A 14,219-nucleotide genomic window follows, 5' to 3' on the forward strand; every position below is an offset into this window, starting at 1 on the left:
GGCGCGGCCGGCGCCAGCGGGCGCAGCCCGCAGGAAGCCGGAGCGGAGCGTCCGGCTTCGGGGCCGTCCCGCCCGGCGGCTTCACCTTCGCCGCCGCGCGGGGCGCCAACAGCCCGGCCGCCGGAGGTCGGGCCGGGCAAGGAAGCTGCGGCGCAAAGCCCGCCGCAGCCGGAGGAAGAGCGGTCCGCAGCGATGGACCGCCTGCTGGCCGCCCGTAAGCGGAACTCGCGCTAGGGCGCGGACCCGCGCCAAATTTACTCAAACCAAAGAACCCCTTGAAGGCAGGAGGGCTGAGGCCCGCCAGTGAATGCCATTCCAAGGGGTTCTTTTTCATATGAATTTTCAATTACAATATGTGAATTTTCCATTACAACATCTTCTCTCAGGTAACCGACACTCCCTGCGAAATCCCGCCGTTGGTAAGCTCCCAGCGGCATGTCATCGTCAGCACGTCCCCGCTCAGCTCGGCGGACAGCCGGCCGCCCATCTTCTCCATCAGGCTGCGGGCGATGGACAGGCCGAGTCCGGTCCCTTTACCGGAGCGCGTTTGGTCGGCTGTATAGAACCGGTCAAACAGCAGGGAGGGATCGGTGCCGGCGAGATGCGGGGCATCATTGCGGATGACCAATACCGCCTCGTTATTTTGCCGCTTCAGCCCGATGCCGACTTCGCCGCGCGTGTGCTTGATCGTATTGAGCAGCAGGTTTTCGATGACCCGTTTGACGGCTGACTCATCCGCGAACCCGATGATCTCCTCTTCAGGAAACTCCAGTAGAGGGGTGATACTGCAGTCGGTGAACTGGTCGTACAGGCTCATGATGACGTCCTGCAGCACCGGGACGAAACGAATGCGTGCCGGCTTTAGCTCGTAATCGGTGGACTCGATCACGGACAGCTCGAAAAAATCGTTCAGCAGCGCCTGCAGACGCTGCGAACGGTGTTTGATCACACTTAAGTAGGCATGCTTTTCTTCGGGACTGAGGTCCTCGGCCTCAAGCAGCTGAATATAGCCGAAGATCGACGTCAACGGCGTGCGGATATCGTGGGACATGTTGGCGATCGCCTGCTTCAGCTCGTTTTCCGTTCGGCGCTGCAGGGCGCCGCTTTCGGTCACCCGGTCTATCAGACGGTTGATTTCAGCCGCAAGCGATTCAAGATCTTTTTCGTAATAAGACAAATCGGTTTTTTTGCCCGATTTGCCTTCGTTGTAGCTCTTCAGCTGGGCGGTTACCCGCCGAAGTTCCCTGCGCATCCGCAGGAGGCGGGCGACGAGCAGAGTAATTACGGCGACAGCGACAATGGTGATGTAGAGCATCGTTTGTCCGCCTCCTTTGGTTAGATGGTTCCCCGCGAAAATAGATTCACTGCCTTGCAGCTCATTGTTGGTATGGGGCTGCTTCTTACTTAATCTCCTTCTTCCGGAAGGCCAGAATTCCCAAAGCTCCAAACATCAGGAACCAAACGACCGGAACCACGACCATGGCGCTGAGTTGTCCACCGCTTCGTTCCATGATCGGCACGTTGTTGACCAGTTTGAAGATGGAGTAGTCGTACAGCGTGCCGATGAAGGGAATGAATCCTCCGGCTCCGGCGAACAGGGAATCAGCCAGCAGGAACAGGATAAACAGGAAGCCGATCGATTTGCCGCTGTCGGTCAGCAAGGTTGAAAACAAGGCGGCAATGCCGGCGAATCCGGCCGCATAGAGTACGGTAAATCCCAGGGCCTGCAGTACAAAAGGCAGTGGTAACGATCCCGCATCCCCATTTGCGATCACCATCACGGCTGTCGCTACCACAGGCAGGGTGAGCGCAAGCAAGGCCGTACCAACGGTGAAGACCAGCAGCTTTGCGGCGAACAGCCGGATCCGGCTGTTGCCGGAAGAGGCGATGCATTTCATGACGCCGGTCGAATATTCGCTGGAAATAAAGAAACCGGCCAGCAGGGCGGCGGAAAACTTCAGCACATAGGCGTTGCCGGCCAGCACATTTTGCATAAACTCCAGGCTCGTGACTTCCGGCTCGCCAGCGGTATGGTCCATGATGACGAGCAGAGGATACACGATGGCGGCCGCCGCAATGCACAGGAGCAGGGTCCGGAACGAGAGGTCCTTACGCAGCTTGAACCATTCCGCTTTGATGACGTTGCTCATGGCTGCAAACCTCCGATCCTTTTCGTGAAAAATGTCTCCAGGTCTTCGCCTTTCGGCATAAACTGCTCGATCTCCAGGCCGGATGCGGCTAATGCGGTCGATACGCGCCCGGGATGCTCCAAATGATCGTAGAGCTGGATGGACCCGTCCGGCATGACCTCGAATTCCGTGGTGTCCAGACGGTTCTGCAGGACCGATGCCGCCGCGGCGGGGTCGTTGACTTTGATATGAATGAACTGCCGGCATTTCTCCTGCAGTTCCTTGGCCGTCAGCTCCTCGAGCAGGACGCCGCGGTGAATGATGCCGTAATGGGTGGCCAGCAGATGCAGCTCGCTTAAAATATGGCTGGAAATCAGGATGGTGATCCGCCGTTCCTGGTTCAGCCGCTTGAGCAGCTCGCGCATTTCGACGACGCCCATGGGGTCAAGCCCATTGGTGGGCTCGTCCAGAATGAGAAATTCCGGATCACCCAGCAGGGCGATCGCCAGGCCCAGACGCTGCTTCATGCCCAGCGAGAAGTTTTTCGCCTTTTTCCGACCGGTTCCTTCCAGGCCCACCAGTTCGAGCGATCGCTTGACGATATCTTTTCCGGGAATGCCCCGCAGAAGCCGGTTGGCTTCGACGTTCTCCTCCGCAGTCATTTGCGGGAACAGCGCCGGACTTTCAATGATCGACCCGATGCGTTTGCGCGCCTCGTTTGTTTCCGAAGGACCGCTGTATCCGAACAGCTCCACTGAGCCTTCCGTCGGAAAGGCCAGCCCCGCGGCGATGCGGATGAGCGTGGATTTGCCGGCTCCGTTTTGCCCGATGAATCCGTAAATGGATCCCCGTTTGATCGAGAGATTCACCTTATCCAAAGCGATGCCGTTTTTGAACGTTTTGGTGAGATTGGTGGTGCGAAGAACATATTCGCTCATGGTTTTCTCATCAGCCTCCCTCCAGTGATAGGCTCAGTGTATTCCGGAAAGCGTAAGAGAAGTTTAAGGCAATTCTTAAGAAAGGCTTAAGTCTGAAGAGCCGACTGCGGCCGGTACAAGACTGTAGCGGATAACGCTATGCTGTTGAAGGATTCGGCTGTACAGCCCTAAAAGGCAGCGGACCTAAGCTCCACCTGCTTCTCACGGCTTCTCACGGCTTTAGCCGGTAGCCGATCCCCCAGACGGTTTCAATCCATTCCTCGCCGGGGCAAGCCTTGGCCAGTTTGCTGCGCAGATTGCTCATATGTACGTTGACGGTATTGTCATCCCCGAGAAACTCCTCGCCCCAGATGCTTTCATACAGATTGGATTTGGAAAATACCTTTTTGGGCGATGCCATGAGCAGGTGGAGGATATCGAATTCGCGGGCGGTCAGGGAAATCGGCTCGCCGTCGGCGTGTACGGTTTTGGCTTCCGGGTCGAGCAGCAAATTTTTATGCGAATAGATGACCGGCTTGGCGGAGTTCGCGGCACGATGGACCCGTCTAAGATGCGAATCGATGCGTGCAGATACTTCCTCGATGTCGAACGGCTTCGTGATATAGTCGTCGGCACCGCCGCGGAGGGCGGCGATCTTTCCGGACTGGTCGCCCTTGGCGGAAATGATCATCACCGGCGGAGCGCCGTGTTCCCGAACTTCGTTCAGAACTTCCTCGCCGGATAAGCCGGGAAGCATCAAATCCAGAAGGACCATGTCCCAGGGCTGCTGCTTCAAATAAATGAGGGCCTCGGTTCCGGAAAAAGCGGGCTGTGCGGTATATCCGCTGCGGCGGACGATGCTGCATAGCAGGCGGCTGATGTCGTTGTCGTCTTCCACGACCAGAATGTGCGTATTTCCGTTCATTTGACGTTTTCACCTCGGTTACATGCAGTTGAGTTACGAACTATCATACTCGAAGAAACGGCTGTTTCCAATGGTTTTTGCTGTTTCAGGACCGGACCGTGCGGGTCATAGATGGAAGGGCGCGTCAACCCCCTGAGGTACATGAAAAAAGTTTGAAACTATTGCCAGACCGATGGAGGGCGAGACTTCGCCCAATTCCGCCCGGCTCTTGGCTTCGGGCGGGATCCGCTGCCCCTTTATCCGATCTGATTTGCTCCGCATAATGACCTTCTTCATGGGGAATGGTGATAAAGGTTATGGAAAAGAAGAAAGGCAAGTGTTATAATAAGTCAAAATGAAACATTCAAGCGGATGTTCTTCTAAGCCGCCGGGTTTTTCCGTGCTTTCAAGTGTGCCCGCTTCATGTTAATTTCCCAGAAATACTGAGGAGGATAACCATGACTGACAAGAATCAAGCGATTGACAAGGCCGAGAACGCGACCATCGATAATCTGTCGATTACGACGATCCGTACCCTCGCGATCGATGCGATCGAGAAAGCCAACTCCGGACATCCGGGTATGCCGATGGGCTCTGCACCAATGGGATACCAGTTGTTCGCAAAGACGATGAACCACAATCCGGAGAATCCGACTTGGATTAACCGCGACCGTTTTGTTCTCTCCGCTGGGCACGGCTCTATGCTGCTGTACAGCCTGCTTCACCTGAGCGGATACGATCTTCCAATGGAAGAACTGAAACAATTCCGTCAATGGGGAAGCCTGACTCCAGGTCACCCAGAGTTCGGTCACACCGCTGGCGTTGACGCAACGACAGGTCCTCTTGGACAAGGCGTGGCTATGGCCGTTGGTATGGCAATGGCTGAAGCACAGCTGGCTGCAACTTACAACAAAGACAACTACAAAGTGGTTGACCACTATACGTACGCAATCTGCGGCGACGGCGACCTGATGGAAGGTATCTCGCATGAGGCTGCTTCTTTGGCGGGCCATCAACAGCTCGGCAAGCTGATCATGCTGTACGATTCCAATGACATTTCCCTCGACGGTAAACTTAACCTGTCCTTCTCCGAAAACGTACAGAAGCGTTTCGAAGCCTACGGATGGCAAGTGCTGCGCGTGGAAGACGGCAACGATCTTCCGGCCATCGAGAAAGCCATTGCGGAAGCACAAGCCGAAACGAGCAAACCGACCCTGATCGAAGTGAAAACCATCATCGGTTACGGAAGCCCGAACAAACAAGGTAAAGGCGGCCATGGCGGTACTCACGGATCCCCGCTGGGTGCGGAAGAAGCCAAGCTGACCAAAGAATTCTACAAATGGGTATACGAAGAAGACTTCTACGTGCCTGAAGAAGTTCGTGCTCATTTCGCGAAAGTGAAAGAACACGGCGTAAAAGTCAACAAAGAATGGAACGAGCAGTTCGAAGCTTACAAGAAAGCTTATCCTGAACTGGCCGCTCAATTCGAAAAGGCTGTTGCCGGCGACCTTGCTGAAGGATGGGATAAAGACCTTCCGAAGTATTCCGTGGAAGACAAAGCCGTATCGACGCGCGTTGCTTCCGGTAACGCCCTGAACGGTCTTACAGGCGGCGTACCACAGCTGCTGGGCGGATCCGCGGACCTGGAAAGCTCCACGATGACTCACCTGAACAACCTGGCCAACTTCACGCCTGACAGCCGCGAAGGCCGCAACATCTACTTCGGCGTACGCGAATTCGCGATGGCTGCCGTGATGAACGGTATGATGCTGCATGGTGGAGTGAAAGTATTCGGCGGTACGTTCTTCGTATTTACCGACTACCTGCGTCCGGCGGTTCGTCTGGCTTCCATCATGAAGCTGCCTGTCACTTATGTTCTGACTCATGACAGTATTGCGGTTGGTGAAGACGGTCCTACCCATGAACCGATCGAACAGCTGGCATCGCTGCGCATCATTCCTGGATTGACTGTGATCCGTCCGGCTGACGCCAACGAAACATCGGCTGCCTGGGCTTATACTGTTGAAAATAAAGAGAACCCGGTAGCGCTCGTATTGACGCGCCAAAACCTGCCAATCCTGGCCGCTACGGCTGAGGGCGCACGCGAAGGCATCAAGCGCGGTGCTTATGTCGTAGCTGACGCGAAGAACGGCAAACCTCAAGCGCAAATCATCGCAACGGGTTCCGAAGTACAGCTGGCTGTGAAAGCCGCCGAAGCGCTGTCCAAAGAGGGCATCGAAGTTCGCGTCATCAGCATGCCAAGCTGGGATCTGTTCGAAAAACAAGATCAAGCTTACAAAGATTCCGTCCTGCTGCCTGACGTCAAAGCGCGCCTTGCCATCGAAATGGCTTCGCCATTCGGTTGGGAACGCTATGTCGGCGACAAAGGCGACATTCTCGGCATCTCCATCTTTGGCGCATCCGCTCCTGGCAACCGCGTCATCGAAGAATACGGATTTACGGTGGACAATGTAGTCAGCCGTGTCAAAGGGCTGCTGTAAGGTCATAGCCGTTTAATTCATATTTTGAGTTCAAAAGGAGCAGTGAGCACATGTCGCAGTTCAGCAATGCCACCATCGTCAAAGCAGCCAACGTCTATTATGACGGCCAGGTGACCAGCCGCACCGTCATTCTGGAAGATGGTAGCAAGGTTACGCTCGGAATCATGCTTCCGGGCACGTATGAATTTGGGACGGACGGTCCTGAAATTATGGAAATCCTGTCCGGCCACCTGAAGGTCCTTCTTCCCGGTGAAGAATCCTGGCAAGAAATTCAGGGAGCACACACGTTTCACGTGCCTGCCCATTCCAAATTCGCTCTGGAAGTGTTCAGCGTAACCGATTACTGCTGCTCCTACCCGGCGGAGTAACGAAAAAGGGTAAGTCCGTCATCTGGCGGACTTACCCTTTTCTCTCCGGTAAACTCATTTTTTCTGCATAATTTGGAGCCGTTCCATTCAACCTATGGCTGTATATGGAAGGAGCCTGTCCATTATTGCAGCGGCTTGCCGCCGATCGTCTGTCCGATCCATGCTTCATAGCATTTGACGACAGCGGACAGGTCCTCATCTCCGAAGCCCTGCGTCTGCCCGGCTTGAAATAGGCTTTTTGCCAAATTCAGCATCGGGGACGGTACGCCGGTGGCGTCGGTGAGGGAGGAGGCAAGCTTCAAGTCTTTGAGCATCAGCGCAAGGGAGAACTGGTTGCTGAAGTCGTGGTCGATGATCTTCCGGCCTTTCAGGTCCGCGGCCTTGCTGCCGGCCGAACCGAGCTGCACCAGCTCGAGGAAGCTGTCGGCAGGAATGCCGGATTTGGCGGCGATGGCGAAGCCTTCCGCCAAGGCCAGGTTGTTGATGCCGACCATTGTGTTATGGGCAAGCTTGGCAACAGAACCGCTGCCGCTTGGTCCCATATGGATGACCTTCTTGCCCAGCGTATCAAACAGGCCGGATGCGGCTTCCAGCACGGAAGCTTCTCCGCCGACCATAAAAACGAGTGTGCCGTCGATGGCCGCCGGCTTGCTGCCGGTCACCGGTGCGTCGAGGAAATGGGCTCCGAGCTTGTGAACCTCGGCGGCCAGCTCTTTGACGAGCCCCGGGGAAATGGTGCTGCTGTCTATGACGGTGGTGCCTTGAGCCAGCGTTTTCAGAATGCCGTCCTCGCCGTAAAACACCTCGCGGATGGAATCGTCATTGCTGACCATTGTGATGACCGCATCCTGTCCTGAGGCCGCTTCGGCAGGAGTGGCGGCTTGGGACGCGCCTTCCCGGACAAGCGCTTCGGCCTTGGAAGCCGTGCGGTTATAGACGGTTACCTCGTAACCTTGTTTTAACAAATTGGAAGCCATGGGCGCTCCCATGGTGCCCAGTCCGATGAAGCCTATTTTTTTCATGAGAATCACCTTTTCCTGTGAGATATAAGCATTCATTAAGTTTACCATGAGGCCATGCGACAATCCATGGGGGGAGAAGTGAAATTGTGGGTGGATAAGCTTCATATTGTCCTTGCCAAATGCAGTGAAATTACAGTATCCTATTCTAAAGCTGTTTTTTTCGGAGCGTAAATAGAATAGAGATGAAGCCAAACTAGGAGGTTTACATTAGATATGTCTACCAAATTAAATTTCGATTACAGTAAGGCGCTCTCCTTTATCGGTCAGCACGAAGTGGATTATCTGGCAGAGCCGATCCGACTCGCTCACGAGCAGCTTCATAACAAGACAGGCGTAGGTTCTGACTTCTTGGGATGGATCGATCTTCCTACCCAATACGATAAGGAAGAATTTGCACGCATCCAGAAAGCAGCAGCGAAAATCCAAAGCGATTCTGACGTTCTGATCGTCATCGGAATCGGCGGATCTTACCTCGGCGCACGTGCCGCGATTGAAGCTCTGTCCCATTCCTTCTATAATGTATTACCAAAGGACAAGCGCAAGACGCCTGAAGTCTATTTTGCCGGCAACAACATCAGCTCCACTTACGTGGCGCATTTGCTCGATCTGATCGAAGGCAAGGACTTCTCCGTGAATGTCATTTCCAAGTCCGGCACAACGACGGAGCCTGCCATTGCATTCCGTATTTTCAAAGCCGAGCTGGAGAAGAAATACGGCAAGGAAGAGGCCCGCAAGCGTATCTATGCAACAACCGACAAGGAAAGAGGAGCCCTCAAGAAGCTTGCGAATGAAGAAGGCTATGAGTCCTTTATCATTCCGGACGACGTGGGCGGAAGATATTCCGTACTGACTGCGGTTGGCCTGCTGCCAATTGCTACTGCCGGAATCAACATCGAAGAGATGATGCAGGGTGCCGCTGACGCTTCCAAGGAATTCAGCAACCCGAACGTGCATGAGAACCTCAGCTACCAATACGCTGCCGTGCGTAACGCACTGTACCGCAAAGGCAAAGCTATCGAGATTCTCGTGAACTACGAGCCTTCTCTTCACTTCGTATCCGAGTGGTGGAAACAGCTGTACGGCGAAAGCGAAGGCAAGGACTACAAAGGCATTTATCCGGCATCCGTCGACTTCTCGACCGATCTGCACTCCATGGGACAATTCGTTCAGGAAGGCAGCCGCAACATTTTCGAAACCGTCATCCAGGTGGACAATGTAGCGAAGCAAATTACGATCGAAAGCGATCCGGACGATTTGGACGGCCTGAACTTCCTGGCTGGCAAAACGATGGATTTCGTCAACAAAAAGGCCTTCCAAGGCACGATGTTGGCACATACAGACGGACAGGTTCCTAACTTGATCGTAACTGTACCGGATATGACTCCGTATTCCTTCGGATATCTGGTGTACTTCTTTGAAAAGGCGTGCGGTATCAGCGGCTATCTGCTTGGCGTCAATCCGTTTGACCAGCCTGGCGTTGAAGCCTATAAGAAGAACATGTTCGCTTTGCTCGGCAAACCGGGCTATGAGGAAGAAAAAGCGAAGCTGGAAGCAAGACTGTCCGAATAAGAATAACATCAGCAACTTTTGAATAGACATACAAAGCTAGGGAAGCAGTTCACCGGTTAATCAACAGCGGGGGACTGCTTTCTTGGCAAATAAGAAAGGGCATGAACATGATTGATCGCTATCGGACCGTCCGGGGGGCGGGATCCAAGGAAATTGTCATTAAGAAGTCCCGTTTTATCGGCCATGTGAAACCGGTGGACAGCGAAGATGATGCAAACGCTTTTATTGAAGAGATCAAGAAGCTGCACTGGAATGCCACGCATAACTGCTCCGCCTACATGATCGGGGAGAGGGATGAAATCCAGAAGCAGTCGGATGACGGGGAGCCGAGCGGAACGGCCGGCAAGCCGATTCTCGAGGTGATCCGCAATCAAGGGTTGAAAAATGTGGCGATCGTCGTGACCCGGTACTTCGGCGGCATCATGCTGGGGGCGGGAGGACTGATCCGGGCATACACGGACGGTGCTGTGGCGGCGATTGAAGCGGGGGAAGCGATTACGCGCGTGCTTCACCGCGAGATTTTTGTTGAAATCGACTATACCTGGCTGGGGAAGGTCGAGAACGAGCTCCGGGGCCGTGAGGTCCGAATGGGGGAAACGGTGTTTACGGATAAGGTGCGGCTGACGTGCCTGCCGGAAGACCGCGAAGCGGAGACGTTTATGTCGTGGATGGTGGATTTGACGCAGGGGCAATCCCTGATTACGGAGGGCGAAAAGCTTTATTTTATTGAAGGGGAATAAGGTCTATGGCAAGAAGAGCAGTGGAACAGGAGTTGTCGAGGGAGAGGATTCTGGAGGCGGCCAGGCATTTGTTTGTGACCAAGGGATACCGGGCCATTTCTATGCGCAGTATTGGTCAGCATTTAGGTTACAGTCATGGTTCCTTATACTATCATTTCAAGGAAAAGGCAGAATTGTTCTACGCCATCGTGGTTGAGGATTTCAACAATCTCGCTGTACAGCTGAATAAGGTGCTCAAGGTCGCTCCGACCCAGGACTTGACCAAGGTGGAACAGCTCATGCTGGAGTTCATCCGTTTCGGCCTGGACCATCCTTATCAGTACGAGATCATGTTCATGATCCGGGACGAAGAACTGCTGTCCTACTGCCGTTCTGAGCAGGGGCGCTGCTTCGAATTGTTTGCCTCCATGGTGCGCCGATATATGAACGAGGAGGAGCACGGCCCCGATCATTGCCGCAATCTGCCGTTAACGTTATTTTTGTCCATGCACGGATTCATATCGTATTACATCCAGGATCGCGTGACTTTTGAGGAGATCAAACCCGCGGCCATCACGCATGTGAAGATATGCTGCCGCAGTCTGCGGTAATTTTTTTAGATACTTACTTTATAACGGTGAATTGGTATTGCGCCAACGTATAAATGCTGTGGTGAGTGTGAGCGCAGCTGAAAAAAATAAGGTGAAGGGGAGGGCATGCAGAAATGCCTCACACCCCGACACCTGTTTTGTCATGCGTGCTTTTGGGGATACGGCAGGCTTCCTTATCCCTCCATAATTTTTACATGGTATTGTCTGCGGCGCGGCCCGTCAAACTCGCAAAAATAAATCCCCTGCCAGCGTCCGAGCAGCAGCTCACCTTCCGTAATGATCACGGTCTGCGAAGGTCCGCACGTGATCGACTTCAAATGGGAAGCCGTGTTTCCTTCGGCATGGCGGTATTTTGGATGCTCCCATGGATACACCTCATCCAAACGCAGCAGCACATCATGCTTGACGTCCGGATCGGCGTTTTCGTTAATAGCGATGCCGGCGGTCGTGTGCGGGCAGTAAATCAGCACCGTCCCCTCCTTGACCCCGCTCTGATGAACTAGCGAGATAATCTCGCGGGTAATATCCCTCATTTCGTCCCGTGACGCCGTACTTAATTCAAGGGTATGCAGCATGTCGTATGTCTCCTTTCCTAAAGTGTATTTTACCTAATATTGGACATGTTATAAGCCTATGATACAGCTGCTGCGCAGTAAGCACAATGAACGGGCGGGCCTATTCCTCCACAGGATAAAGTTAATCTAGAAAGAAGCTGGAGAGGGAACGGCAATCAGCAGCGTCTCCCCCTCGGCGATATTTTTGTAACTATGCGGCGTTCGGGCATCGTAATAAATGCTGTCGCCTTCTTCGAGCGTGAACCGTTCATTTCCAAGGATGAACTCCAATCGTCCGGTATGGATATAAAGAAACTCTTCCCCTTCGGGATGGCCAACGCTGACGTCCCCTGATGTTGCGCCTTTTTCGAGAACTCCCCAAATCGGTCCCATCTTATTGCCGCTTCCATGACTGAGAGCATACCAAGTTATTCTGGAACCCTCGGAGTGAACGAGAGGTTTTCGTTCGTTTTTTCTGATGACGATGCTTCGTTTCTCCTCGCCAAACAGATCGGTAAAATTCACACCTAGAGCGTTTGCTATACGCTTGAGAACGCTTAGGGATGGATTCACTTTGTCGCGTTCGATTTCACTGAGAAAAGACAAAGAGATGGAGGCCATGGTGGAAACCTCTTTGAGCGTCAATTTTTGTTTTTTTCTCGTATTTCGAATAGTATCGCCGATTGAATTCATCTGAAGTCCCCCTCAACTGAAAATTTCGCTGTGAACGTAATTTTTACGTGTATCATATCGGATATTTGCAGTGGTATCAAGCACTTTGAAGCAGAGCGAATTACGCTGTAAAACCGTTGTAATATCAGGCTTTAAGAACTACTATTATATCAAGGTTGATGTGCAGTCTCATACCCGGGTATTTACGAATTCCTTCAACCATTTCCATATTGAGCGAAATTTTCGGGATGCTTTCAGAATCCCATTATAATAGTTGTCTCGAACGATCTACGATTTAGAAAGAAAACCGGAGGATTTCAAATGAACAAAGTCTATCAAGTAGGCGACGCAACCGTAACCCGTGTCACGGAAATGACGCTGAGCGGCGTCCCGCCGGAAATTTATTTTGCGGGCTCGTGGGACCCTGCGTTTCTGGAAAAGAATCGGGATACCCTGCCTGCCGGCCTAATCGACGGGGATTCTCAGCTTGTCGTTAGTATTGGAACTTGGGTCGTGAAGACTCCGGACCATACGATCCTTATTGATACAGCCACGGGAAATGATAAAAATCTTCCGTATAATCCGGAATTGTCTAATCTAAAGCTGCCGTATCTTGATCGTCTCCTGGAGGCGGGGGTTACGCCGGAAAACGTGGACTATGTCCTGTTGACGCATTTGCATGTGGATCATGTCGGCTGGAATACAAGGCTTGCAGGCGGTAATTGGGTACCGACGTTTCCGAACGCCACCTATGTATTTCCGCTTTCGGAACAACAATATTACTCCAGCCCGGCCAGCCACAATAAAGAAAACGAGCCTAACTTTAACGCATACGAAGAGAGCGTTTTGCCTGTCGTCGAAGCTGGACTGGTGAAGACAATTCCTCCAGAGGGGGGAGAGTTCCTCGATATGTTCAAATTTATTCCGACTCCCGGCCATAGCATCGGTCAAATGTCGATCAGCCTCACGTCCGGCGGAGAAGAAGCTTTGTTCGGTGCTGACGTGATGCACCATCCGTTTCAGGTGTATCATCCCGAGTGGAATTCCATGTATTGCGAATTCACGGAACAAGCACGCGTCTCCCGGCGCAGGGTATTGGATTATGTCGCGGATCGGCCCATCATTTATTTCAGTACCCATTTTCCGGGGAGTTCTGCGGGGTACGTGACTCGTGACGGCAACGGATTCAAATGGGAATTCATCTAATAAACGACCCTAATTACATTGAAAGGTGCTGACACCATGACGACAAACGATTTTAGGCACGATACACCGATTTTGACCGAAGACCACCGTATCCCCAGCGATACGCTCGGAATCGAACTTTATGTACGCAACAAACGTCCGGCTTCCATGAACACGTTCACGAACGAGAAAACGATTGTCATGGTTCACGGTGCCACATATCCGATTGGCAGTTTGTATGACGTTGAATTGGATAGTTTCACGTTCTTGGACTATTTGGCAAGCCATGGTTACGATGTGTATGCCGTAGATGTACGCGGATACGGGGGTTCGACAAGACCCCCTGAGATGGAGCAGCCCGCTGACTCCAACCCTCCGCTGGTTCGCACGGAAACCGGGGTTCGCGACCTGGGCTCGGCGGTAGACTTCGTTTTAAAACATCGGAATTTATCGAAGGTCAACATTCTGGGAATGTCCTGGGGCGGAACGGTCGCCGGTGCGTATACGAGCCGAAACAACGATAAAGTAAACAAGCTTATTCTTGTCGCACCTCAGTGGCTGAGCACGAAACCTGTCCCTATCGATAACGGAGGTCCACTCGGCTCCTATCGTCTCGTTCCGGTCGGAAGCACGAAGGAACGCTGGCTAAGCGCCGCCCCTGAAGATAAACGCAACGATTTGATTCCGGAAGGCTGGTTCGAACAATGGACCGAAGCAACGTTAGCTTCCGATCCGGGAAGCCAAAGCGTCCATCCGGGACATATCCGGGCGACCAATGGGCCGATTCTGGACATCCGTGAATACTGGACGGCTAACAGAGCTTTTTATGAGCCTAAGGAGATCACGGTGCCTGTCCTTCTTGTTCACGCGGAATGGGACATCGATGTGCCTCTTGATTTGGCGCAAAACTTCTTCACGTCACTGACCGGCGCCGTTTATCGCCGCTGGGTAGAGATTGGGGAAGGAACACATATGGTGCTGTTAGAGAAAAACAGGATGCAGGCTTTCCAAGCGATCCGCAGCTTCCTGGACGAAACGTACATCCCGGCGAAATAACCCGGGTGCAGT

At 53.1% G+C, this 14,219-nt stretch carries 14 protein-coding genes; 7 read left to right on the top strand and 7 right to left on the bottom strand.

Annotated features, from left to right (window positions below; translation table 11 throughout):
* Positions 1–382: 382 nt before the first annotated feature.
* From BCV73_RS00250 to BCV73_RS00265, 4 genes are all read right to left on the bottom strand, one after another.
* Complete coding sequence (locus tag BCV73_RS00250; RefSeq protein ID WP_089545531.1) at positions 383–1,315, bottom strand: sensor histidine kinase; 933 nt, start codon at positions 1,313–1,315, stop codon at positions 383–385.
* An 85-nt stretch (positions 1,316–1,400) separates the two neighbouring features.
* The gene (locus BCV73_RS00255) at positions 1,401–2,150 is read right to left on the bottom strand and encodes an ABC transporter permease (RefSeq protein ID WP_089545532.1); all 750 of its coding nucleotides are present in this window, start codon (positions 2,148–2,150) and stop codon (positions 1,401–1,403) included.
* Positions 2,147–3,067: an ATP-binding cassette domain-containing protein gene (locus BCV73_RS00260; RefSeq protein WP_089545533.1), complete on the bottom strand. Its 921-nt coding sequence runs from the start codon at positions 3,065–3,067 to the stop codon at positions 2,147–2,149. The genes BCV73_RS00255 and BCV73_RS00260 overlap by 4 nt, the downstream gene beginning before the upstream one ends.
* Before the next feature lie 211 nt (positions 3,068–3,278).
* Complete coding sequence (locus BCV73_RS00265) at positions 3,279–3,971, bottom strand: response regulator transcription factor (protein ID WP_076173448.1); 693 nt, start codon at positions 3,969–3,971, stop codon at positions 3,279–3,281.
* Between the two features lie 437 nt (positions 3,972–4,408).
* Here BCV73_RS00265 and tkt point away from each other — a divergent pair, with 437 nt between their 5' ends.
* Both tkt and ppnP read left to right on the top strand, forming a co-directional pair.
* Positions 4,409–6,451, top strand: a complete 2,043-nt coding sequence (gene tkt, locus BCV73_RS00270; RefSeq protein ID WP_089545534.1) for a transketolase — start codon at positions 4,409–4,411, stop codon at positions 6,449–6,451.
* Between the two features lie 50 nt (positions 6,452–6,501).
* Positions 6,502–6,819 carry a pyrimidine/purine nucleoside phosphorylase gene (gene ppnP / locus BCV73_RS00275; RefSeq protein ID WP_076173446.1) on the top strand — a complete coding sequence of 106 codons (318 nt, stop codon included), beginning with the start codon at positions 6,502–6,504 and terminating at the stop codon, positions 6,817–6,819.
* Positions 6,820–6,941: 122 nt separating this feature from the next.
* On the opposite strand, the gene BCV73_RS00280 is transcribed toward ppnP, so the two are convergent.
* A complete protein-coding gene (locus BCV73_RS00280; RefSeq protein ID WP_089545535.1) occupies positions 6,942–7,841 on the bottom strand; it encodes an NAD(P)-dependent oxidoreductase in 900 nt (299 codons plus the stop codon).
* Positions 7,842–8,054: 213 nt separating this feature from the next.
* On the opposite strand from BCV73_RS00280, the gene BCV73_RS00285 reads away from it, so the two are divergent.
* The 3 genes from BCV73_RS00285 (at position 8,055) to BCV73_RS00295 (ending at position 10,740) form a co-directional block, all read left to right on the top strand.
* Positions 8,055–9,410 carry a glucose-6-phosphate isomerase gene (locus BCV73_RS00285; protein WP_076173444.1) on the top strand — a complete coding sequence of 452 codons (1,356 nt, stop codon included), beginning with the start codon at positions 8,055–8,057 and terminating at the stop codon, positions 9,408–9,410.
* A 107-nt stretch (positions 9,411–9,517) separates the two neighbouring features.
* Positions 9,518–10,150 carry a YigZ family protein gene (locus tag BCV73_RS00290; RefSeq protein WP_076173443.1) on the top strand — a complete coding sequence of 211 codons (633 nt, stop codon included), beginning with the start codon at positions 9,518–9,520 and terminating at the stop codon, positions 10,148–10,150.
* Positions 10,151–10,155: 5 nt separating this feature from the next.
* Positions 10,156–10,740 carry a TetR/AcrR family transcriptional regulator gene (locus tag BCV73_RS00295; protein WP_076173442.1) on the top strand — a complete coding sequence of 195 codons (585 nt, stop codon included), beginning with the start codon at positions 10,156–10,158 and terminating at the stop codon, positions 10,738–10,740.
* Between the two features lie 173 nt (positions 10,741–10,913).
* On the opposite strand, the gene BCV73_RS00300 is transcribed toward BCV73_RS00295, so the two are convergent.
* Entirely contained in the window at positions 10,914–11,315 is a 402-nt protein-coding gene (locus BCV73_RS00300) for a secondary thiamine-phosphate synthase enzyme YjbQ (protein WP_089545536.1), read from the bottom strand.
* 126 nt (positions 11,316–11,441) lie between these two features.
* The gene (locus BCV73_RS00305) at positions 11,442–11,987 is read right to left on the bottom strand and encodes a helix-turn-helix domain-containing protein (RefSeq protein ID WP_089545537.1); all 546 of its coding nucleotides are present in this window, start codon (positions 11,985–11,987) and stop codon (positions 11,442–11,444) included.
* A 300-nt stretch (positions 11,988–12,287) separates the two neighbouring features.
* Between BCV73_RS00305 and BCV73_RS00310 the strand changes: the two genes are divergently transcribed.
* Positions 12,288–13,172 (top strand): MBL fold metallo-hydrolase, encoded by an 885-nt coding sequence (locus BCV73_RS00310; RefSeq protein WP_089545538.1) that lies wholly within the window; start codon positions 12,288–12,290, stop codon positions 13,170–13,172.
* Positions 13,173–13,208: 36 nt separating this feature from the next.
* Positions 13,209–14,207: an alpha/beta hydrolase gene (locus tag BCV73_RS00315; RefSeq protein ID WP_089545539.1), complete on the top strand. Its 999-nt coding sequence runs from the start codon at positions 13,209–13,211 to the stop codon at positions 14,205–14,207.
* The last annotated feature ends 12 nt before the right edge of the window (positions 14,208–14,219 follow it).

It is taken from the genome of Paenibacillus sp. SSG-1, from assembly GCF_002224835.1.
Taxonomy (GTDB): Bacteria; Bacillota; Bacilli; order Paenibacillales; family Paenibacillaceae; genus Paenibacillus_AQ; species Paenibacillus_AQ favisporus.

What these genes read in the sequence shown, in the direction of transcription:
- BCV73_RS00300 (WP_089545536.1), bottom strand. Translation starts at nt 11,315, where the DNA reads ATGCTGCATACCCTTGAATTAAGTACGGCGTCACGGGACGAAATGAGG.
- BCV73_RS00310 (WP_089545538.1), top strand. Translation starts at nt 12,288, where the DNA reads ATGAACAAAGTCTATCAAGTAGGCGACGCAACCGTAACCCGTGTCACG.
- BCV73_RS00260 (WP_089545533.1), bottom strand. Translation starts at nt 3,067, where the DNA reads ATGAGCGAATATGTTCTTCGCACCACCAATCTCACCAAAACGTTCAAA.
- BCV73_RS00285 (WP_076173444.1), top strand. Translation starts at nt 8,055, where the DNA reads ATGTCTACCAAATTAAATTTCGATTACAGTAAGGCGCTCTCCTTTATC.
- BCV73_RS00295 (WP_076173442.1), top strand. Translation starts at nt 10,156, where the DNA reads ATGGCAAGAAGAGCAGTGGAACAGGAGTTGTCGAGGGAGAGGATTCTG.
- BCV73_RS00265 (WP_076173448.1), bottom strand. Translation starts at nt 3,971, where the DNA reads ATGAACGGAAATACGCACATTCTGGTCGTGGAAGACGACAACGACATC.
- tkt (WP_089545534.1), top strand. Translation starts at nt 4,409, where the DNA reads ATGACTGACAAGAATCAAGCGATTGACAAGGCCGAGAACGCGACCATC.
- BCV73_RS00280 (WP_089545535.1), bottom strand. Translation starts at nt 7,841, where the DNA reads ATGAAAAAAATAGGCTTCATCGGACTGGGCACCATGGGAGCGCCCATG.
- ppnP (WP_076173446.1), top strand. Translation starts at nt 6,502, where the DNA reads ATGTCGCAGTTCAGCAATGCCACCATCGTCAAAGCAGCCAACGTCTAT.
- BCV73_RS00290 (WP_076173443.1), top strand. Translation starts at nt 9,518, where the DNA reads ATGATTGATCGCTATCGGACCGTCCGGGGGGCGGGATCCAAGGAAATT.
- BCV73_RS00255 (WP_089545532.1), bottom strand. Translation starts at nt 2,150, where the DNA reads ATGAGCAACGTCATCAAAGCGGAATGGTTCAAGCTGCGTAAGGACCTC.
- BCV73_RS00250 (WP_089545531.1), bottom strand. Translation starts at nt 1,315, where the DNA reads ATGCTCTACATCACCATTGTCGCTGTCGCCGTAATTACTCTGCTCGTC.
- BCV73_RS00305 (WP_089545537.1), bottom strand. Translation starts at nt 11,987, where the DNA reads ATGAATTCAATCGGCGATACTATTCGAAATACGAGAAAAAAACAAAAA.
- BCV73_RS00315 (WP_089545539.1), top strand. Translation starts at nt 13,209, where the DNA reads ATGACGACAAACGATTTTAGGCACGATACACCGATTTTGACCGAAGAC.